This window comes from Brevundimonas fluminis (assembly GCF_003934285.1).
Lineage (GTDB): Bacteria > Pseudomonadota > Alphaproteobacteria > Caulobacterales > Caulobacteraceae > Brevundimonas > Brevundimonas fluminis.
Window position 1 is genome coordinate 58,042 of record NZ_RQWJ01000006.1, and the last position, 20,626, is coordinate 78,667.

A 20,626-nucleotide genomic window follows, 5' to 3' on the forward strand; every position below is an offset into this window, starting at 1 on the left:
TTCCTCGCTCAGCGCCCGCCGGTGACGACGGTGTGGGCGTTGCGGTTCTGGGCATGGGCGGCCTCGGTCGAGCCCGGGGCGATCGGCCGCTCCTTCCCGTAGCTGATGACCTCGATGCGCGAAGCGGCGATCCCCGCGGCGATCAGATGACTCCGGACGGCTTCGGCCCGACGCGAGCCCAGCGCGATGTTGTATTCGCGCGTGCCGCGCTCGTCGGCGTTGCCCTCGATGCGGATCCGCACGTCGGGATAGCGGCGCAGCCACGCCGCCTGGGCGTCCAGTCGCGGCAGGGCGTCGGCGCGGATCTGGTGGCTGTCCAGGTCGAAATAGATCCGGTCCGCCACATTGACGCGGAAGTCGTCGGCGCTGCCCGGAACGGCCCCGGACACCGTCCCCGTCGGCGCCGTCACCGTGCCGGAGTCGGAGCTCCGGGTGGGCAGTCCGCCCGGCCCCGCCGCCGGCTCGGCTCGGCGCGCGCAGGCGGCTGTCGAGGCCATGGCCAGCATCGCCACGGCGGCCAGGATCTGGGAGCGGGACGGACGCGACGCGCGCAACTGGATCATGAGAGTCCTCTCGGTTCCCCGCCTTGATGGCGGCGGACGGGACCCGGCTCAATGATGGGATTTTTATGCCTCTCGCCATCGGCGTCGGGGCGGGGCAAGTCTCTGCGGGTGTCCCGGCCAGCGCGCGACCCGATCCCCGCCGCCTCCCCGACCCCGACGCCCAAAGGCGTCGGCCGGGGGTTCGCATGGCTGCTTGAACGGTCGGACGTCCGGCTGGGCCCGGTGGCCCAGTTCGCGGCCGCGACCGGGGTGGTGCTGGTCGGCACGATCGTCGCCGTCCTGCTGTATCAGCTGGTCGACCTGACGCGGCTGGCCATCTTCTTCCTCGGCTCGGTGATCGTCTGCGCCCTGCTGTTCGGCCGACGACCGGGCGTCTTCGCCGCCTTCCTCGCCTTCGCCGCCTACAACTTCAGCCTGGTGGAGCCGCGCTTCACCTTCCGTCTCGTGGGCGCCGAGGATCTGCTGACTCTCGCGGCCTTCCTGATCGTGGCCCTGTCCATCGGCGGCCTCGCCGGCCGGGTTCGGGACAGCGAACGTCAGGCCCGGATGCGCGCCGACGAGACGGACGCCCTGCTGGAGGCCAGTCGCGCCTTCGGCGACGCGGTGGACGTGGACGCCGTGGCGCTGGATCTGCAGAGCCGACTGAGCGCGATCGTCGGCGGGGACGCCGTGGTCGCGGATGCGCCCCCGCCCGCCGGCTGGCGCTCCCGCGCCCTGTCGCGGGACCCATCGGCCCTCGTCGCGGCCTGGCGGCCCGGCGCCGCGGCAGGGGCCGACGCGGCCCGGCAGGACCGGCTCTGCGCCCTCATGATCGATCTCGCCTCGGCCGCCGTGAACCGCATCCATCTGGTGGACGTCCGGACCGGACTGGAGGCCGAGGCCCGCGCCGGGCGCCTGCGTGACGCCATCCTCAGCTCCATCTCCCACGATCTGCGCACGCCGCTGGCCACAGTCCTGGCCTCGGCGTCCAGCCTTCAGGAGTACGGCGACCGCTTCGACCTGAAGACGCGCGACGACCTCGCCGGCGTGATCGTGCACGAGGCCGACCGCCTGAACCGCTACGTCGAGCGCCTGCTGGACCTGTCGCGCATCCAGGCCGGACAGGTGGCGCCGCGTCTGGAGCCGACGTCCCTCTCCGAGGTGGTCGACGCCGCCGTCCGCCGCCTGCCCGCCCGGGCCGAGACCGCCGTCCACGCCGACGCCCTGGACGCCGCGCCGCCGGTGCTGGCCGACGGCAAGCTGCTCGAGCAGGCGGTGTTCAACCTGCTGGACAACGCCCTGAACCATGGCGGCGACGGCGTCCGCGTGGAGGTCCGCACCCGGCGCGAGGGCGACGCCGTCATCCTCTTGATCGAGGACGACGGTCCCGGCGTGGAAGACGACGAACTGGCCGATCTCGGACGCAAATTCCATCGGGGGCGTCGGCGCCCGCCCGGCGCGACCGGCGCCGGCATCGGCCTCGCGGTGGTCAAGGGCTTCGTCGAGGCCATGGGCGGGGCCCTCGACTTCGCCCGCGGCCAGGACGGCCGACGCGGCCTGCGCGCGGGCGTCACCCTGCGCGCGGCGGAGGCGGCATGAGCGCCCGCGTCCTGCTGGTCGAGGACGAGGCCCACATCGTCCGCGCCCTGCGCCCGGCGCTCGACGCCGAGGGCTACCACGTCGCCGACGTTTCGACCGGAGCGGGGGCGCTGGAGGCGCTGGCCGGCGACGGCTTCGACGTCATCCTGCTGGACCTCGGCCTGCCCGACATGGACGGCAAGGACGTCATCCGCCGCGTCCGCGAATGGTCGGAAGCCCCCATCCTCGTCCTCAGCGCGCGCCATCTGGAGGACGAGAAGATCGCCGCCCTGGACCTCGGCGCCGACGACTACGTCAACAAGCCCTTCGCGGCGGGCGAGCTGCTGGCCCGGCTGCGCGCCGCCCTGCGCGGCCGCGACCGCCGCTTCGCCACCCAGTCCCGGTTTTCCGCCGGCGGCCTGACCATCGACTTCTCGACCCGCCGCGTCTGGATCGAGGACGAGCCGGTCCACCTGACCCCGCGCGAGTACGACCTCGCCCGGGCCCTCGCCCGCCACGCCGGCCGGGTCGTCACCCACCGCCAGATCGCCGCCGCCGTCTGGGGCGGCGAGGAGGCCGTGGACGCGCAGTCGATCCGCGTCCTCGTCGGCCAGCTGCGCCAGAAGATCGAGCGCAATCCCGCACGGCCCCGCATCATCCTGACGGAACAGGGACTGGGCTACCGCATGATCGAGCCGCCGCCCGGCGGCTGAAGGATCAGTGCACCGTCGTTCCCGGCGGGGCGCGTCATCGGTCCGCGAACGCGCTCGTAGGCGTGGCCCAGCGACAGGATGCGCGCATCCTCCCACTTGCCGCCGATGAAGCTCAGGCCCACGGGCATGCCCCGGTCCAGACCCATCGGCACCGTCAGGTGCGGATAGCCCGCCACCGCCGCCAGCCGGCTGGCCGAGCCCTGCATGCGGTCCTCGTCTTCCGGATCGTTGGTCCAGGCGCGCGAGGTCGTCGGCGCGATCAGGGCGATCACCTGATGCTCGGCCATCATCCGGTCGATCCCCTCCGGCCCCGCCATGCGCAAAGAGTCAGCTCGGGCCGCCACGTACTCCGGATCGTCCAGCCCCTTCGTCGCCTCGGCCCGCTCGAACAGGTCCTGTCCGAACAGCACCGTCTCGCGTGGCTCTGCGGCGTTGAAGGCGATCACGTCGGCCAGCGTCCGGGTCTTCACCTGCGCCGGATCGGTCGAGGCCAGATACAGGTTCAGGTCGTGCTTCAGCTCGACCATCAGCACGGTGAACTCCAACCGCCCGATGGTGGCCATGTCCGGCCCTTCCGGGATGTCGACCAGCACGGCGCCCGCGGCCTCCAGCACCCCCAGCGTCCGCTCGAACTCGGCTCGCGTCTCTTCCGAATAGGACGGCAGCAGGAACCGCATCACCCCGATCCGCGCGCCCCTCAGCGAACCCGCGTCCAGCGCCGCGCGATAGTCCACCTTGCGCCCGTCCGCCTCCGCCGTCGCGGCGTCCAGCGGGTCGGTCCCGGCGATGACGCCCAGCACGATGGCGGCGTCCTCCACCGTCCGCGTCATCGGTCCGGCGGTGTCCTGCGAATGGCTGATCGGCACGATGTGGGTGCGCGACACCAGACCCACCGTCGGCTTGAACCCGACGATACCCGTCACCGAGGCCGGGCAGGTGATCGACCCGTCCGTCTCCGTGCCGATCGCCGCCGGCGCCAGCCCCGCCGCGACCGCCACCGCGCTGCCCGACGACGAGCCGCAGGGCGTCCGCCCCGGATCATACGGATTGCGCGTCTGCCCCCCGACCGCGCTCCAGCCGCTGATCGACTGCGACGACCGGATGTTGGCCCACTCCGACAGATTGGTCTTGCCGAGGATGACGGCGCCGGCGTCCCGCAGCCGCGTCACGATCGGCGCGTCCCTGCCGGGGGCGTTGTTGGCCAGCGCCAGCGACCCCGCCGTCGTCGGCATCCCGGCGGCCTCGATGTTGTCTTTCAGGAGGATGGGCACGCCGCCCAGCGCGCTTCCCTCGTGCGCCGCGCCGGCCTCATCGAGCGCCGTTTCGCTGAGCCGGATCACGCTCTGCGGCGCGACGTCCGGCATGCCGCGATCGATGCGCGCAACGTCGCTCAGCGCCGTGGACGTGACGGCCCGGCGGCGCACCGCGTCGGTTCCGAACGACCGCGCCTGAACCACCGTCATGCCGGACGGCGCCGACACGTCGTTCGCCCATGCCGGGGCCGCTGCAGGCGACGGCGGGCTCTCCGTCCGCGTGACTTCGACGCTGATGCACCCACCCAGGGTCAGGGCAACCAGCCCCGCTGCGATCAGTCCTGCGCGGCCGGCGACCTTGAGCCGATCGTGCGGTCGAGGAAGTCCAGATACGTCCGCCATTGGTGCAGCCCCCGCTCATTGCCCCGGATGCCGTGGCGCTGGCCGGGATAGAGCATGGTCTCGAACGGGAGGCTCTTTTCCTGCAGGGCGTTCAGCACGCGGGTGGTGTTTTCGAAGATCACGTTGTCGTCGGCCATGCCGTGCATCAGCAGCAGCCGGCCGGTCATCAGCGGCAGCTGGTCCAGGATGTCGGACGCGGCGTAGCCCTCCGGATTGGCTTGCGGCGTCGACATGAACCGCTCGGTGTAGTGGGTGTCGTACAGGCTCCAGTCCGTCACCGGCGCGCCCGAGATGGCGGCCGCCAGCCCCATCTTCGGCTCGGTCAGCATGTGCAGGGTCATGAACCCGCCGTAGCTCCAGCCCATCGCCGCGATCCGGTCGTCGTCGATGAACGGCAGGCTGCGCAGATAGTCGGCGGCCAGCACCTGATCCTCGATCTCCGGCTGGCCCATCTTCAGGTGCAGCGCCTGCTTGAACCGCGCCGAGCGATAGCCTTCGCCCCGATTGTCCAGCCGGAAGACGACGTAGCCCGCCTCGGTCAGCAGCTGGGTCGTCGCCGACGGCCAGCCGCGCTTCACCCCGCCGCCCGACGGGCCGCCGTACACCTGCATGACCACCGGATACCGCTTCGACGGATCGAAGCCCGGCGGCGTCGACATCTGCCAGTGCAGGGTCTCGCCATGGCTCTGCAGCGTGCCGAATTCCGGATCGCGCTGGCGGGCGTTGTACGGCCAGAAGGGGTGGGTCTCGTCCAGCCGGTTCTCCTCGATCCAGGCCAGACGCTGGCCGTCGATCGAATACAGCGCCGACTGCGGCGGGGTGTCTTCGTCCTGATAGTTGCCGACGTAGGCCGTGCCCGTGCGGTTGACCGAGGCGCTCCACCAGCCGCCTCGCGGCGTGATCTCGGCGGGGCGGCCCGGACGCCGCAGGCTGACGCTGAACAGCTGCTGCTCGATCGGATATTCCTTCCCGTCGCGCATCGAGGCCGTGAAGAAGACCGTGCCGGTCCGCTCGTCCACGGCGTTCAGGCCGGTCACCGCATAGTCGCCAGAGGTGATCGCCCGGATGCGCCGCCCGTCCGCGCGATGCAGATACAGGTGCTTCCACCCGCTCTCCTCGCTGGACCAGATGAAGGTTCCATCGGCCAGCGCCTTGAAGTCGTGCGTCAGCGGCACCCAGGCCTCCGACGTCTGGGTCGCGATGACCCGCCCCTGTCCGGTGGTCGGATCCACGGCGATCAGGTCCAGCGTCTTCTGGTCCCGCGACTGGCGCTGGACGTACAGGGTCTTGCCGTCGGCCGACCAGTTGACCCGCGCCAGATAGACGTCCGCGTTGGCGCCCAGATCGACCTTGATCCGCTGCCCCGTCGTGCGGTCGTGCACGTACAGGTCGACGACGGCGTTCGGTCGGCCGGCGCGCGGATAGCGCTGCTCGACCACCGTCGCCCCGCCGCCCGAGATGTCCAGACGCGGGATCACGTCCACGGTCGACTCGTCCGTGCGCTGCAGGGCGATGAAGCGCTCGTCCGGGCTCCACCAGTAGCCGGTGTCCCGGTCCATCTCCTCCTGGGCGATGAACTCCGCCGTCGCCCAGGTGATCAGGCCGTCGCCGTCGGTGGTGACCGCCTGCTCCGCGCCGGCGGCCAGGTCGTAGACGACCAGATCCTGATCCCTCACCCACGACACGTAGTTGCCGCGCGGCGAGACCTTGGCGTCGATCTCGTCAGCCTCGGTCTCGGTGAGCCGACGCACCGCTCCGCCTTCCCGTTCCGCCAGAAAGACGTCGCCCTCCAGCGGGGCCAGGATGTAGCGGCCCTGCTCGTCCCAGGAATACTCCACGACGCCGCGCGCCGAGATGCGCATGCGCTCGCGGCGCGCGATCTCCGCTTCCGACAGCTCGCCGGCGTCCGGAACCAGCGCCCGCGCGTCGATCAGCTTGAACGGCGCGCCGCCGCCGGTCGGCATGGCCCACAGGTCCTGCACGTTCACGTCGTCTTCCCGCGAACGCAGGAAGGCCACCAGCTCGCCGTCCGGCGACAGGCTGACGCCCCGCGCCACCGGCCCGGCCAGCGACGGATTGGCGAAGACGCGCTCCACCGTGAGGATGGAAGGATCGGTCGCGTCCTGGGCCGCGGCCGGCACGACGACGATGAGCGAAAGGGCCGAAGCCAGAAGCAGATTGCGCATGAGGCCGGACGCTAGAGGCAGATTCCGCCCGCGTCACCCCCCGCGTTCACCTCATGCCGCGAGCGACGTACGGACCGGCTCGACCACCGGTGCGGGCAGATCGACGACGAACCGCGTGCCTTCCGACGGGACGCTGTGGACCTCTATTCGTCCGCCCATGGCCTCGACCAGACTGCGACAGATGGACAGCCCCAGACCCGCGCCGCCGGTGGCGCTGGTCAGGCTGTCGTCGCCGCGCATGAACACGTCGAAGACGCTCGGCAGCAACTCCGTCGGAATGCCCGGCCCGGTGTCCCGCACCTCGAACCGCAGTCGTTCGTCGTCGGCGTGCAGCGAGAGTCCGACCGTCCCGGTCTTCGTGTAGGTGACGGCGTTGTCGAGCAGGTAGTCCAGCACCTGCGCCACGTGCCGGCCGTCGCCCAGCCGCGCGCCCGCGGCGGCCAGATCCGGTTCCAGCGTCAGACCCTTCGCGCGCGCGGCGGCGCCATGTCGCTCGACCGCGGCCCGGGCGACCTCCTCCGGCTCATAAACCGCCCGTTCGACCAGCACCTGCCCTTTCTCGAGCCGGGTCACCTGCAGCAGACGCTCGATCATCCCCAGCAGGTCCTGTCCCGAGGCCCTCAGGACGTCCAGACGCTCCCGCTGCAACGGGCTCAGCTCCCCGAGCGCCAGAATCTCGCTCATCGCGACCACGCCGTTCAAGGGCGTGCGCAGCTCGTGGCTCATGTTGGCGAGGAAGCGGGACTTGGCCTCGCTGGCCGCTTCGGCCCGATCCCGCGCCTCGATCAGCGCGGCCTCCGACAGGGCCAACCGGGCTCCGGTGCGGCGCAGCCAGATCACCAGGCCGGCGGCCGCCGCGGCCAGCACCAGCAACAGGGCGATCAGATACGGCGCCGCCTCGCGGACCACCGCCGTGCCGGGACGGTCGGGACTCCACGTCAGCCAGCCCAGGGGCCGGCCGTCGGGCCCCGCCACGGCCACGGCGGCGGCGCCCGGATCGGAGGTCGCGAACGCCGCGCCCTGCAGCTTGAGATCGGCGCCCAGGCTCTCGACCACCGTCGAAATCGGCTTGAGCGAGACGACCACGCCATCCCCCTCCGGGCGTGCCGTGCCGTCGTCCTCCGGGACCACGGTCGAGATCGCGACCAGCCAGGCCTTGCCGTCGGCGCTCACCGCGCCGGATCGGCTGGCCGCGGCGTCGAAGGCGACCGCGCCGCGCCGCGCCGCCGTACGGCTCTCGGTCATGACGGCGTCCAGCATCCCCGCGGTCGCGGCCCGGAGCCCGGCCACCTGCGACGCGTCGACCGGCTCGCTCTCCCGCGACGCCAGCAGCAGGGCCCCGTCGCCGTCGTGAACCAGCGTCACCTCATGGTTCATGTAGTCGGCGTAGTAGTCGCCGAAATTGACCTGCAGCCACTCCAGGTCCCGCGCTTCGACGGCGACGACGGCGTCGTTCCAGATCGTCGCCGAATGAAGGTCGTCGACGAGGGCGGAACTCAGCCGCTCGAGCCGGCGCTCGACCAGAGCGGTCTCCTTCGAGACCTGGATGCGATCGACGGCCGCCGCCGCCCAGAGCACCAGACCGCCGGCCCCGGCCAGCAGCAGCGTCGCACAGATCGAGGCGGCGGCGAGGATGCGCCACATGTCCCGGCGATGTTGCGAAACGGCCCCCATGCGACCGGCGTACGCCACCCGGCGCTAAGGTGGGGTTATTCGGTAAGGTGAACGAAATCTTGGCTTAACCTCGGAGTTGCAAGCTCCAGCATTCGCTGGAGTTTTCGCATGCGCCGCAGTCTGCTTCTGGTCCCTGTCGCACTGGCCTCGGCACATCCCGCCGGCGCACAATCGTGGTCGTGGGAAACCATGGCCGGCGTGGCTTCGGAGTACAGGGACCGCGGCTGGGACCTCTCTGCGGGCCGGCCCTCCGCCTACGGAGAGTTCACGGCGTACCACTCCTCCGGCGCCTACGGCGGCGTGTGGGCCGCGGACATCGCCGACTACGAGGGCGCCGAGGTCGAGCTGACCGGCTACGTCGGCTGGGCGGGCGCCGTCGGCGGCTGGGACGTCGACGTGGCGGTCTGGCAGAACGTCTATCCGGACGGCGTCGACGTCGACTACGTCGAGTTCCCGGTGCAGGTCGGCCGGACCTTTGGAGCCGCGGCCGTGTCCGCCGGCGCGGTCTGGGCGCCGGCGCAGTCGGGCACCGGCGACGACGAGAACCTGTGGGTCTGGACGCGTTTCGACTGGGCGCCCGAGGCGTGGCCCCTGTCCTTTCATGCCCGCGTGGGCCACGAGGACGGCGGGTTTGCGCCCGACGGCAAGACCGACTGGCTGGTCGGGGCCGAGGCGCCGGTGGCCCACGGCTTCAGCATCGCCGTTGAGTGGGTAGAGTCCGACCTGGAGGACGGCGCCGTGGTGGCGAAGCTGGAATGGCGACGCTGACGCCCGCGTCACCCCCGACCCTTCCGCTTCGGCGCCGCATCCCCTATTCACCCCCGCGATGACCGACGCCGCGCCCGGAAAGCCCAGCCCCTTCCATTCGCTGAAGGTCTTGTGGGTGAAGCACTGGACCGACCAGCTGTTCAGCTTCGCCTGCGAGCGGCCCGAGGATTTCCGTTTCCGCTCCGGCGAGTTCGTCATGATCGGCCTGCCGGGCGAGGACGGCGCCAAGCCGATCCTGCGCGCCTATTCGATCGCCAGTCCGCAGTGGGCCGAGGAGCTGGAGTTCCTGTCCATCGCCGTGCCCGACGGGCCCCTGACCTCGCGTCTGGTCAAGATCGAGGCCGGCGATCGCGTGCTGATGGGCAAGAAGCCGACAGGCACCCTTGTGCTGGACGCCCTGACCGGCGGCGAGCGTCTGTGGCTGATCGGCACGGGCACCGGTCTGGCGCCCTGGCTGTCCGTGGCCCGCGACCCGGACACCTACAGCCGCTTCGGCCAGGTGATCGTCTGTCACACGGTGCGCAACGTCGCCGACTTGGCCTATCGCGACTTCTTCACCTCGGGCATCCACGACGACCCGCTGGTCGGTGACGAGGCGAAGGCCCAGCTGACCTACTATCCCACCGTCACGCGCGAACGCTTCGAGACGCCGGGCCGGATCACCGACCGCATCCGCTCGGGTGACCTCTTCGCCGACCTGCAGCTGCCGATCGGCTTCTCGCCCAACAGCGACCGCGTCATGCTGTGCGGCTCCATGGCCATGATCAAGGAGACCGGCGAACTGCTGGAGTCCTATGGCCTCAGGGAAGGCTCGAACGCCGAGCCCGGCGACTACGTCCTGGAGCGCGCCTTTGTCGGATGACGTGAAAGCGGATGCGCGCACCCCGCCGGAGGCCTGCGAGACCATGGCCGAGGTCCGGCAGGGCGTCGACGCCCTGGACCGCGCGCTCGTCGTCCTGCTGGCCGAGCGTCAGCGCTACATGGACGCCGCCGCCCGCATCAAACCCAGCCGCGACGTCGTCCACGACGACGCCCGCATCGAGGACGTGGTGCGGAAGGTCCTGGCCGCCGCCGGCCCCGCAGGCCTCTCGCCAGACATCGCCGAGCCGGTCTGGCGCACCCTGATCGACCGCTGCATCGCGCACGAGTTCGCGCAGTGGGACCGGACGCGGGGCTGATCAGTTGGCGGCGATGATCCAGACGCAGAGCCCGCCGCAGATGAGTCCCGTCACGGCAAACAGCACCCAGGCATAGCCACGAGCGGCGTGAACTTCCTCATCAGTTGGTGACCTGCGGAGCGGTACAGCGCCCCTGCTCAGCGACTTTCGCAGCCCCAACCCGATGCCGACCATCGCGACGAGAAACCCGAGCAGCACGGCCCAGTCGTCGACGCTCATGTCAGCCTCTCAACCCGCGCAGCATCAGCTCGTGCCGGTAAGCCGCCACGTCGGCCAGCGCCGCATCCAGCGCGTCACGCACCCGGTCCAGCAAGGGCGGCGCGTCGGCCTTCTGCGCGGCTTCGGCGGCGGCGCAGGCCTCGGCCAGGGCGCCCGCCCCGATCCCCGCCGCCGCGCCGCGCACCGTGTGCGCCGCGTCGCGCCAGCCCTCCTCCCGCACGTCCAGCAACGGCGCCCACATCGAGGCCTGCTGCACGAACAGGCCCAGCACCTCTTCGGACACGCCGGCGTCGCCGCCGGTCATGCGCTCCAGCACCGAAAAGTCGACCGCGCCCGACAGGTCGCGGGCGGCCATCAGGCGGCGGTCTCTTCACCCTTGGCCAGCCGGGAGTTCCGCGCCGACCAGGCCAGATAGATCGCCAGTCCGATGACGTTCCAGATCACGAACGCGACCTGGGTCGAGGTGCGCAGGCTGAAGAAGAAGATCACGCAGCCGACCATCGTGATGATCCCGACCAGCCAGAACAGCGGCGCGCGGAACACGCGCGGCCGGTTCGGATCGCGCAGCCGCAGCACGATCAGGCTCAGACCCACGGCGAAGAAGGCCGCCAGCGTCCCGGCGTTGGCCAGGGACGCCAGATCGCCCAGCGTCATCACTCCGGCCAGGATGGAGACCACGATGGCCGTGAAGATGGTCACCGCCACCGGCACGCCCCGCTCCGACACCTTGGCCAGGCCACGCGGCAACAGGCCGTCGCGCCCCATGCTCAGGAAGATGCGGGTCTGGCCGAACAGAAAGGCCAGGATCACCGTCGGCAGGGCGATCACGGCCGCCGCGCCCAGGATCTGGGCCGCCACGGGCTGGTTCAGCTGGCGCAGGATGAAGGCCAGCGGCTCGCCGCTCTCCGCGAACGTCGCCGGCGGACTGGCCCCGATCGCGGCGGCCGCGACGATCAGATACAGCGCGGTGCATGCCACCATCGAGCCGACGATGCCGATGGCCAGGTCGCGGCTGGGGTTCTTGGTTTCCTCAGCCGCCGTCGAAATGGCGTCGAAACCGTAGAAGGCGAAGAAGATGATGGCCGCGGCCGCCATGACGCCCGTCTCCATCGGCGGCCTACCGGTCAGCTGCTCCTGGAAGGGAAAGGTCGGCGCGCCGAAGCCTTCGGGCAGGAAGGGGACGAAGTTCTGCAGGTTGAACGCCGGCAGGGCCAGCACCACGAACAGCACCAGCGCCAGGATCTTCACCACCACCAGCACGGCGTTCAGCGTCGCGCTCTCGCGCGTGCCCAGCAGAAGCAGGCCCGTCACCACCACGATGATGAACACCGCCGCCAGGTTGACCAGCCCGGCCGCCGGGTTCCATCCCTGCAAGGCCGCGACGAACCCTTGCGAGAAGTCCAGCTGCGGCCCTGCCGCCAGCGCCGCCGGCAACTGCAACCCCAGCCCTTCCAGGAAGCCGACGGCGTATCCCGACCAGCCGACGGCCACGGCCGACACGACCAGCGAATATTCAAGGATCAGGCTCCAGCCCACGATCCAGGCCAGCGCCTCGCCCAGCACGGCATAGGAATAGGTGTAGGCGCTGCCCGCCGCCGGCATCATCGTCGACAGTTCGGCATAGGCCAGCGCCGCGCAGGCGCACACCAGCCCGGCCAGCGCGAAGCTGACCATCACGCCCGGCCCCGCCAGACCGGCGCCTTCGCCGATCAGCGTCAGGATGCCGGTCCCGACGATGGCGCCGACGCCCAGGGCGATGAGGTGCGGCCACCCCAGCGTCTTCTTCAGCGCCGGCCCCTCGCGCGGGGCCGTCAGCACGTCGATCGAGCGTCGCCGGTTCCAGAACGCCATGGTCATCTCCCCCGTCCGCCCTCCCGGCGGATTCGCGGACGACCTTAACCTGAGGACCCGCTGCGTTGAAATGCCCGCTTGCGCCGGGAGGGGGCAGAGGCTATGTCCCGCCCCCTTCGACGGCGTGCCCGTCGGCAAGCCGCACCGATGGCTCGGGTGATTAGCTCAGTTGGTAGAGCAGCTGACTCTTAATCAGCGGGTCCACAGTTCGAACCTGTGATCACCCACCATCGGCGCAGGCGGCCTCCGGCCCTCAGTCGTCCTTGCCGTCGAAGAGGACGGTGAACGTCTCCCCCGGCCGCACGTTGATCCGGCCGCCGGGCGTCGATCCGACGCCGACCGCTCCGGCCATCACGTCATAACAGCCGGCCGACACCGTCCATCGGTGCCGCTGTCCCGGGTAGACCGTCACGCCTTCGGGCAGCCGGTCGAGGCCATACGACGACGCCTCGCAGGTCGAGATCAACACCGTGTCGATCGGCTGCGTCGAGCTGTTCTGGAACACCAGCGTCGCCGTGGGGAGCCCTTCACGGATCAGATCGCCCCCGGTGATCAGGGATTCGCAGCCCCCCAGGGCCGCGGCCCCGGCCATGATCAGCAGCATCTTCTTCATCGCACCCCTCCTGTCCCTCGCGACGCTGGAAGAACAGCGCTCGACGGGCAGCGGCGCAATCCCACTGAATCTGACGAACGGCCACGCCTGTCACAGGCGCGCGAGCGACGGAACGCGGCCGCGCCCGCATGGATTTCTCCCACATCATCAAAGCTCAAGGAGACGTGCCATGAACAATCCCTTCCGCAATCAGGACCGGGATCGACAGCAGGATCGCGGGCGCTGGACCGAGCAGGGCCAGGACGGCGGTTACTACGGCGACGGCGCCCGCAGTCAGGGTCAGGATTGGGGGCGTGACCGCTCGTATGAGCGCAACAGTCCCTATGCCCAGGGTCAGGGAGGATACGCTCGCGACCACGACCAGGGCCATGGCCAGTACGGTGCCCCGTCGCAGGGGGCCTCTGCGGGTCAGGCGAACTGGGGCGGAAACTACGGCCAGTCGGCGGGCGATCAGTGGAACACGCGCTCCGGGCCGGGCTCGCAGAGCTCGTGGCACGGCCAGATGAACATGGGCCCCTCCGGCTACGACCAGGGTCGCTCGCAGGGCATGGACTCGGGCGGCTGGAGCCAGGGGGGCGGCCATGGCCAGCCGTCATACGGCCAGTCGCCCTCGAACCAGTCCTGGGGGCAGTCGTCCTACGGTCAGGGCTCCCCCTCGTCGTACGGCCAGACCTCGCCCGGCCGCCAGCAATCCGGCTCGCATCACGACTTCGAGCCCGACTATCTGCACTGGCGCGAACAGCAGATGGCCAACTACGACCGCGATTACCACGAATGGCGCAACGAGAAGCGCCAGAAGTTCTCGTCCGACTTCGAGGGCTGGCGAACGTCGCGCGGCCCCGCCGTCCAGGCCGAGAACTCGGTCGTCGGCGACGTGACCGACGGCGGCGGCGGCAGCCAGACCCACGCCAAGGCGCTGCACGAGGACAAGCCCGCCAAGCACTGACGCCGACCCGTCGACGTGACGAGGGGCCCGGTTTGCGCCGGGCCCCTTTCGCTTACTGCGCCCCGACTTCCGCCGGCGCGGCGGCCGGGGTGCGCGGCGGGGCGTTCTTCACGTGCCGGTCCAGCCAGCGGACCATCTCCCAGAGGGTGTGCCCCACCGATTCCCGTGCGCGATAACCGTGGGCCTCCAGCGGCAGCACGACGTAGCGCACCGTCGCCCCGTGACCCTTCAGGGCCGCGTAGAACCGCTCGGACTGCACCGGGAAGGTGCCCGAGTTGTCGTCGTCCTGGCCGTGGATCAGCAGGATCGGCTCGTTGACCTTGTCGGCGTAGGTGAAGGGCGACATCTCGGTGTAGACGTCGGTCGCCTCCCAGTAGGTCCGCTGCTCCGACTGGAAGCCGAAGGGCGTCAGCGTCCGGTTGTAGGCGCCCGAGCGCGCGATGCCCGTCCGGAACAGGTCCGTGTGCGCCAGCAGGTTGGCCGTCATGAAGGCCCCGTAGCTGTGCCCGCCGACGGCGATGCGGTCCGGATCGGCCACGCCCCGATCGACCACCGCCTTCACCGCCGCCTCGGCGCTCGCGCGCAGCTGTTCGACGTAGGTGTCGTTGGGCTCCGCGCCGTCGCGGCCGACGATCGGCATCGACGGGTCGTCCAGCACGGCATAGCCCTGGGTCAGCAGGAACAGGTGGCTGGAGCCGCCGGGGCGCACGAAGCGGTTGGCCGTGTCGACCACCTGCCCCGCCACGGCCGCGTCGGTGAACTCCGCCGGATAGGCCCACATCACCAGCGGCAGCGGCCCGTCGCGATCCTTGTCGTAGCCGGCGGGCAGATACAGCGTGCCCGACAGCATCACCCCGTCGGCGCGCTCATAGGTGATCAGCTCGCGCGTCACTCCCGCCAGCTGCGGCGCCGGGTCGGGGAACTCCGTCAGCGCGGTCATCGACGACGCGTCCAGATCGCGGACGAAGACGTTGGCCGGCAAGGTCGGGGTCTCGCGCCGCGTGACCACCCGGCGCCCCGTGTCGTCCAGGAAGCCGATCACGCTCTCATATTCGCCGGGGGCCGAGCGCCAGACGATCTCCGACTGGCCGGTCGCCGGATCCATCAGCGAAACGAAGGGATACTCCCCCTCGCGCGTCGCACCGGCCCCCGCCATGACGATCCGGCCGTCCGCGGCGAAGCGGATGCGCGCCCGACCGCGCTCGTCCGGCTCGGTCACCGGGAAGCCCGGGTCGTTGTACCGGTCCTGATAGTTCCGCTCGAGCAGCTGACGTCCCTGCCCCGGATTCGAAGGATCGACGATCCAGCGCGTCTCGTGCCGCGTGTTGAACCAGCGACTGTTGACGATCGCCGTGTCCGCGTCGCCCCAGACGATGCCGGAGTAGCGCTCGGCGAGGTCGATCAGCTTCGTCGGCCGCCCGTCGAACGGCGCCGCCAGCATGAAGACGCTGTCGCGCACCGTCGCCTGATTGCGCGGATCGCCGCCGTCCTGGGCCTCCACCCAGGTCAGGGTCGCGTCTGCGTCCGCCCGCCACTGCACCGAACGCGGGCCCGGCGCCACGGCGTCGAACGGCGTCGGCACGTCGTCCCTCAGCGGGAGGTCGGCGACCGCGTGCACGACCCGACCCTGCATGTCGGTCACGAACACCTCGGCCGGGAACAGGCCGGCCGGCACGACGTAGGAATAGGGCCGCTTGGCCCGGGTCTGCAGCACGTAGCGTCCATCGGGCGACGCCGACGAGCCCAGGATCACGCCCGGCCCGCCGATGTTCCGCATCGTCCCGTCCAGCCCGACGATCGTCAGCTGGCTGGTGAAGTAATGGTCGAACAGGGCCTCGTCCCCCGGCGATCCCAGCAGGTCCTGGTAGGTCCGGACCGGCGCCGCCCGACCGGCGGTCTCCTCCACGATCGGCCCGGTCGGCGCGCGCGTCACGTCCGGCGCCGCGCCGCGGTTGGCCGGCGTCATCCGCACCAGCAGACCCGATCCGTCCGGCAGCCAGTCGAAGCCGTTTCCGGTCGCGGCGTTGACCCGCGCCGTGGTCAGCCGCCGCGCCGGCCCGCCCTCGGTCGAGGCGACGTAGAGGGACATGCCCTCCTGCTCGTCGACCAGAAACGCCAGCGACTTGCCGTTCGGCGACCAGCTGGGGCTGGTGAACCGCACCCCGTCCGGCAGCTGAACCCGGCGCACCGCCCCGCCCGACACGTCCTGGAAGCTCAGCCCGGTCAGCCACGACACGCGGCTGTTGGCCGGCCCGTTGTTCCGCGGATTGATCCGATATCCGGCCAGCTTGAGCATCGGCTCGGCCAGTTCATCGATCGGCGGCAGGTTCGACCGGTCGTAAAGCGCCAGCGTCTCCCGGTCCGGGCTCAGGCTCGGCGTCGGGCTGGGCTGGGAATCCAGAATCGCGGCGATCGGCGCCGGCGGCTGCTGATAGACGACGGGCTCTCCCGCCTGCTGCGCCGCCACCGGTCCCGCCGCCGCCAGCAGCGCCAGAACCGAAACCAGACCGAATGCCGAAACCCGCATGCGAACGCTCCCCTGAAAAAGTGGGGGCACGCTAACGGCTCATGCGGCGGGCGCAACCTCGACGGCCGCTTCCGGGCCGGCCCACTCCGCGTCACGCGCGGCCTCATAGGCCTCACGCACGCCCTGACGGGGCAGGTCGGCGCCCAGCAGGGCGACCTGCGCGGCCCAGACCTCCGACACGCCGCGCACCGTGTCGGTCACCCAGCCCGGCGCCTGCTGCCGCGACCAGTTGGGCACGGAGCCGGCGTTGAAGATCGCCATGAAGACCGTCACCACAAGAATCACCCGCGTGGCCCAGCGCCGGTCGCGCGCGGCCAGACCCTCGTCGTCCGGCGGCGGGCCGGGCGGGAAGGCGAACCGGGCCATGGCCTTCAGCCGGCTCTCCCGCTCGATCAGATCGTGGGCGTCGGCCTTTTCGTTCCAGTCGCTGGGCGGGTCGGGCTCCGGAGCGACGGCCAGGGGAACGACCACGGCCGGCTCCGCCTCGGGCTCTGGCTCAGGCTCGGGCTGAGGGTCGGCCGCGAGGGGCGCCGGCTCGGGCTCCAGCGGCGGGAACGGCGAGAACGTCGGCCGTCCTCCGAAGGCGGGAAACGGATCGGGAGGTCCGGTCTCTTCGGGCGGGCGGGGGTCGTTCGGGTCGGTCGGTCCGGTCATCGCGCGCCTTCCGTCAGAACTGGAAGTAGATGAAGGGCGCCACGCCCTCGGGCCGAACGGCCTCGACCAACAGGAACGCCGCGCCGATCAGAAGGCCCATCGTGATCGACGGCGCGTCCTTCAGCCGGGCCGTCAGCCCTTCCGCCGCCCGCGACGGCAGCCAGTGCATGCCGAGGCCCACCACTATGAGACCCAGCAGGAACGGAGTCGTCACGACCGCGGGTCCCCACCGGCTCAGGCCCTCCAGCATGGCCACGGCCAGGTCGAAGGTCTCGGCCCGGAACAGAATCCACCCCAGACAGACCACGTGGAAGGTGATCAGCACGCCCAGCCACATCGGAATGACCTTCCGCTCTCCGAAGGCGCGCTTGCCGACCCGCTCCACGACCTGCGCCCCGCCGTGCAGGGCGCCCCACAGCACGAAGGTCCACGCCGCCCCATGCCACAGGCCGCCCAGCAACATGGTGATCATCACGTTGAGGCTGGAGCTGAACGTCCCCTTCCGACCGCCGCCCAGCGGCACATACAGATAGTCGCGCAGCCAGCTGGACAGACTGATGTGCCACCGCCGCCAGAACTGCTGCATCGAATGCGCGCGGTAGGGCTGGTCGAAGTTCCGCGGGAAGGAATAGCCCAGCAGCGCCGCGATCCCGATCGCCATGTCCGAATAGGCCGAGAAGTCGCAGTAGATCTGCACCGCATAGCCATAGACGGCGGCGGCGACGTCCAGCGCCGAATAGGCGGAGGGATCGAAGAACACCGGATCGACCAGCCGCACGGCCAGCTCCGACGCGATCACCGTCTTCTTGAACAGGCCCCACACGATCAGCAGCAGGCCATGCGTCGCCATTTCCCGCGTCAGGCGCGGCGTTCGGTCGAACTGCGGCAGCAGGTCGGACGCGCGCACGATCGGCCCGGCGACCAGATGCGGGAAGAAGCTCATCAGCAGCATGACGTCCAGCAGGCTCTTCGCCGGCTCGGTCGTGCGGCGATGCACGTCCACGACGTAGCTGATGCCCTGGAAGGTGAAGAAGGAAATCCCGACCGGCAGGATCACCTGCAGCAGCGGCAGGTCCCGCTCCCAGCCCACCCGCGCCAGCAGCTGCCCCATCTCCTCGACGAAGAAGCCGTAGTATTTGAAGAAGCCAAGGATCAGCAGGTTGATCGCCACGCCCAGCGCCACCAGCCACTTCCGCGTCGACGGCTTTTCCTTGCGCGCGATGAGCGCCGCCACGCCCCAGTTCAGCACCGCCGACAGGATCAACAGGCCGACGAAGCGCCAGTCCCACTGGGCGTAGAAGAACCAGCTGGCCAGCAGCAGGAACAGCTTGCGCCGTCCGTTCTCGCGATCCAGCGACCACGAGGTGAAATAGACGAACAGGAAGAAGACGCCGAAGGCGAGCGTCGGGAACAGCATCCTAGGGCGTCCCCGCCCGACCGACCTTCCAGGCCTCGTAGGCGCCGATCAGGTCGTCGGCCAGCAGACCGCCGATCCACTCGCCGCCCGCCGAGGTGAAATGCACGCGGTCCCCGCGCATCAGGGGCTCGGGCGACGTCGCCAGCCGCTCCGCCGAACACTCTCCGCCCATCCGCCCCTGCCAGTCCCAGAACGCGACGCCCGTCTCGGCCGCGACCAGCCGTTGCAAATGCCGGACCCGCGCGAGGTTCGCCGGCGGTCCCCGTTCCGGAACGCCCCGGCACGCCGGGGATTCGCCCCGCCTCAAGGCGTCCGGCGCCCCCAGCAGCAGAATGGCGGCGTCCGGCGCGAACACGCGCATGCGCCGGATCTGGTCCCTCAGCGTCGCCTCGTAGACGTAGAAGTCCAGCCCGCCGTCGAAGCCCTCGTTGGTGCCGAAGGCGAGGATGATCAGGTCAGGCCGGAACGGCGCCAGCTCGGCCCGCACCGTCGCCTCGTCGCGGGCCTGAAGGTCCGCCAGGGTCGCCCCGACCTGGCCGACGTTGCTCAGGATCACGCCCGGCTCGGCCCCCTCCAGCCAGACCCCGTCCAGCGCGCCGCCGGGGCCCGTCGGTCGCACCGTCAGGCTGCGCGCCGACGGGTCGACCGAGGCCGTGCGGCACTGCGGGCCGAACAGCTCCAGCTCCGCCGCCTCGACTCCGTCCGCCTCCACGAGCCAACGCCCGTCCCGGCCGCAAAGACCGACGCGCGCCGTCGCCGCTTCCGGATCCAGCGCCAGCGTCAACGCCCCGCCCTCGAACACGCGCGCCGGGCCACCGAAAAGGCCGGTCGTCTCCGCGCTCAGATAGCCGCCGACCCGCGCCGGCTTCGGCGTCCAGCTCCAGCCGCTCACCGTCGCGACCGCCTGCCGCGGGGCGTAGCCGTCGTAGGGAATGCCCGGCGCCAGATAGCCGCGTCCGCCGCGCCCGAACCGGCCCTGAAGCCGGCTGCGCACCGTGCCCGGGATGACCTCGCCGGCCGTGTGGCTGTCGCCGATCTGCACGACGTGGACCTTGATCGGCGCCCCGGCTTCCAGCCGCGCCAGATCCTCGAACCAGGGGTTCAGGGCCTCCGCCCCGCACAGGCCGCCGGGACACGTGGCCTCCTGCCCGGCCGCCGGCGCGGCCAGCGCCAGCAGCGCGGCCGCCAGAAGCGCCCTCACTCAGCCAGGCCCGCGTCGCGCCGGATCGCGGCCTCCACCGGACCGGCCAGCCGCAGATAGCCGTCCATGCTCATGTGGATGCCGTCGTTGGCGCGCATCAACCGGCGACGCCCGCCGTCCTCGGCATAGGGCATGTACTTGCCGCTCGCGTCCGAGGTCAGGCTGACCGTCTCCAGATAGGGGACCCCCAGCGCCTTCATCCGCGCCTCGACCACCTCGTTGATCAGCGCCATCCGCCCGTCGAAGCCCTCGCGCTTCATGCGCGGCATCCCGACCCAGTAGACGACGACGCCGCGCGATCGGAACAGGCCCACCAGATCGTCGATCCGCCTGCCGTAGGCGGCCTTCCATCCGTCCGTGCCGAAGGCGTGCACCGTCCCGCCGTCGTCGATGCCCTGGGCGTCGTTGGTGCCGAACACGACCACCGCGACGTCCACCGGGCCGTCGTCCAGCTGGCGCGTGGTCTTGGCGTGAATGTTGACGTAGTCGTAGCGCGACAGGCCCGTGGAGACCTCGCTGAACTTGGTCACCTCGACGCCCGGATCGTCGCTGAACTCGCGGTACAGCGCCGCCCAGACGCCGTCGCCCATGCTGTCGCCGAACACCCCTATCCGCAGGTTTCCGGCCTTCGTCTTCAGAACCGAGGCGTCCTGCGCCTGCACGACGGGCGCCGTCGGCGGCGCCACGACCGGCCGTGGCTCAGGCTCGGGGCTGGCCGAAGCGTTAGCCTGTCCGCCCAACATCAGAGTGGGCGACCTCAACCACGCGCGCCCGTCCGGCGTCAGGGCCAGCCCCCCCACCACGCCCGCCACGAACATCGCGGTCAGTGAATTGACGCCGAACTTCACGCCCGCCCCCACGCGGTTAACCCTTCGGAGGCGCACCCTTACCTGAAATCACGAGG

The 20,626-nt window shown here is 70.7% G+C and carries 19 protein-coding genes and 1 tRNA gene; 7 read left to right on the plus strand and 13 right to left on the minus strand.

Translation table 11 applies throughout. The features are described 5' to 3' along the window. Positions 1–8: 8 nt before the first annotated feature. A complete protein-coding gene (gene pal / locus EFJ44_RS13120; protein WP_125257684.1) occupies positions 9–563 on the minus strand; it encodes a peptidoglycan-associated lipoprotein Pal in 555 nt (184 codons plus the stop codon). A gap of 108 nt (positions 564–671) precedes the next feature. On the opposite strand from pal, the gene EFJ44_RS13125 reads away from it, so the two are divergent. Continuing rightward, a complete protein-coding gene (locus tag EFJ44_RS13125) occupies positions 672–2,141 on the plus strand; it encodes a DUF4118 domain-containing protein (RefSeq protein WP_164511924.1) in 1,470 nt (489 codons plus the stop codon). After that, positions 2,138–2,833, plus strand: coding sequence for a response regulator (locus tag EFJ44_RS13130; RefSeq protein ID WP_125257686.1), 696 nt, complete (start codon positions 2,138–2,140; stop codon positions 2,831–2,833). The genes EFJ44_RS13125 and EFJ44_RS13130 overlap by 4 nt, the downstream gene beginning before the upstream one ends. Here the strand turns inward: EFJ44_RS13130 and EFJ44_RS13135 are convergent. The 3 genes from EFJ44_RS13135 to EFJ44_RS13145 all read right to left on the minus strand — a co-directional run bounded on the left by EFJ44_RS13135 (position 2,800) and on the right by EFJ44_RS13145 (position 8,318). Further along, positions 2,800–4,314, minus strand: a complete 1,515-nt coding sequence (locus EFJ44_RS13135) for an amidase (RefSeq protein WP_241209808.1) — start codon at positions 4,312–4,314, stop codon at positions 2,800–2,802. The two genes, EFJ44_RS13130 and EFJ44_RS13135, sit on opposite strands and share 34 nt — an antisense overlap. Before the next feature lie 107 nt (positions 4,315–4,421). Then, positions 4,422–6,674 carry a S9 family peptidase gene (locus EFJ44_RS13140; RefSeq protein ID WP_125257687.1) on the minus strand — a complete coding sequence of 751 codons (2,253 nt, stop codon included), beginning with the start codon at positions 6,672–6,674 and terminating at the stop codon, positions 4,422–4,424. Between the two features lie 51 nt (positions 6,675–6,725). Then, positions 6,726–8,318: a sensor histidine kinase gene (locus EFJ44_RS13145; RefSeq protein ID WP_164511925.1), complete on the minus strand. Its 1,593-nt coding sequence runs from the start codon at positions 8,316–8,318 to the stop codon at positions 6,726–6,728. Between the two features lie 138 nt (positions 8,319–8,456). Between EFJ44_RS13145 and EFJ44_RS13150 the strand changes: the two genes are divergently transcribed. From EFJ44_RS13150 to EFJ44_RS13160, 3 genes are read left to right on the plus strand one after another with little or no spacing between them, the layout of a single operon-like run. Then, positions 8,457–9,116, plus strand: coding sequence for a TorF family putative porin (locus EFJ44_RS13150; protein WP_125257689.1), 660 nt, complete (start codon positions 8,457–8,459; stop codon positions 9,114–9,116). Positions 9,117–9,174: 58 nt separating this feature from the next. Continuing rightward, positions 9,175–9,978, plus strand: coding sequence for a ferredoxin--NADP reductase (locus tag EFJ44_RS13155; protein WP_125257690.1), 804 nt, complete (start codon positions 9,175–9,177; stop codon positions 9,976–9,978). Positions 9,979–10,021: 43 nt separating this feature from the next. Beyond that, positions 10,022–10,294, plus strand: coding sequence for a chorismate mutase (locus EFJ44_RS13160; protein ID WP_241209815.1), 273 nt, complete (start codon positions 10,022–10,024; stop codon positions 10,292–10,294). Here EFJ44_RS13160 and EFJ44_RS13165 read toward each other — a convergent pair whose 3' ends face one another. From EFJ44_RS13165 to EFJ44_RS13175, 3 genes are read right to left on the minus strand one after another with little or no spacing between them, the layout of a single operon-like run. After that, positions 10,295–10,513, minus strand: coding sequence for a hypothetical protein (locus tag EFJ44_RS13165; RefSeq protein WP_125257692.1), 219 nt, complete (start codon positions 10,511–10,513; stop codon positions 10,295–10,297). It abuts the gene before it with no gap. Position 10,514: 1 nt separating this feature from the next. Then, on the minus strand, positions 10,515–10,868 hold the full coding sequence (locus EFJ44_RS13170) for an Hpt domain-containing protein (protein ID WP_125257693.1): 354 nt from the start codon (positions 10,866–10,868) through the stop codon (positions 10,515–10,517). Continuing rightward, a complete protein-coding gene (locus tag EFJ44_RS13175) occupies positions 10,868–12,364 on the minus strand; it encodes an amino acid permease (RefSeq protein ID WP_125257694.1) in 1,497 nt (498 codons plus the stop codon). The genes EFJ44_RS13170 and EFJ44_RS13175 overlap by 1 nt, the downstream gene beginning before the upstream one ends. A gap of 154 nt (positions 12,365–12,518) precedes the next feature. On the opposite strand from EFJ44_RS13175, the gene EFJ44_RS13180 reads away from it, so the two are divergent. Beyond that, positions 12,519–12,594, plus strand: a tRNA-Lys gene (locus tag EFJ44_RS13180). A gap of 23 nt (positions 12,595–12,617) precedes the next feature. Here the strand turns inward: EFJ44_RS13180 and EFJ44_RS13185 are convergent. After that, positions 12,618–12,977 (minus strand): hypothetical protein, encoded by a 360-nt coding sequence (locus EFJ44_RS13185; RefSeq protein WP_125257695.1) that lies wholly within the window; start codon positions 12,975–12,977, stop codon positions 12,618–12,620. A gap of 169 nt (positions 12,978–13,146) precedes the next feature. On the opposite strand from EFJ44_RS13185, the gene EFJ44_RS13190 reads away from it, so the two are divergent. Further along, entirely contained in the window at positions 13,147–13,923 is a 777-nt protein-coding gene (locus EFJ44_RS13190; protein WP_125257696.1) for a hypothetical protein, read from the plus strand. A 52-nt stretch (positions 13,924–13,975) separates the two neighbouring features. On the opposite strand, the gene EFJ44_RS13195 is transcribed toward EFJ44_RS13190, so the two are convergent. Genes EFJ44_RS13195 through EFJ44_RS13215 form a run of 5 tightly spaced genes read right to left on the minus strand, consistent with a single transcriptional unit; the run spans position 13,976 to position 20,570 of the window. Then, positions 13,976–16,450, minus strand: a complete 2,475-nt coding sequence (locus tag EFJ44_RS13195) for a S9 family peptidase (RefSeq protein ID WP_125257697.1) — start codon at positions 16,448–16,450, stop codon at positions 13,976–13,978. A gap of 39 nt (positions 16,451–16,489) precedes the next feature. After that, positions 16,490–17,104: a hypothetical protein gene (locus tag EFJ44_RS13200; protein ID WP_206426922.1), complete on the minus strand. Its 615-nt coding sequence runs from the start codon at positions 17,102–17,104 to the stop codon at positions 16,490–16,492. A gap of 13 nt (positions 17,105–17,117) precedes the next feature. Continuing rightward, the gene (locus EFJ44_RS13205) at positions 17,118–18,521 is read right to left on the minus strand and encodes an MBOAT family O-acyltransferase (RefSeq protein ID WP_125257698.1); all 1,404 of its coding nucleotides are present in this window, start codon (positions 18,519–18,521) and stop codon (positions 17,118–17,120) included. Between the two features lies 1 nt (position 18,522). Beyond that, the gene (locus tag EFJ44_RS13210) at positions 18,523–19,722 is read right to left on the minus strand and encodes a GDSL-type esterase/lipase family protein (RefSeq protein WP_125257699.1); all 1,200 of its coding nucleotides are present in this window, start codon (positions 19,720–19,722) and stop codon (positions 18,523–18,525) included. Beyond that, complete coding sequence (locus EFJ44_RS13215; protein ID WP_125257700.1) at positions 19,719–20,570, minus strand: SGNH/GDSL hydrolase family protein; 852 nt, start codon at positions 20,568–20,570, stop codon at positions 19,719–19,721. Before EFJ44_RS13215 ends, EFJ44_RS13210 begins: the two co-directional genes overlap by 4 nt. Between the last annotated feature and the right edge of the window lie 56 nt (positions 20,571–20,626).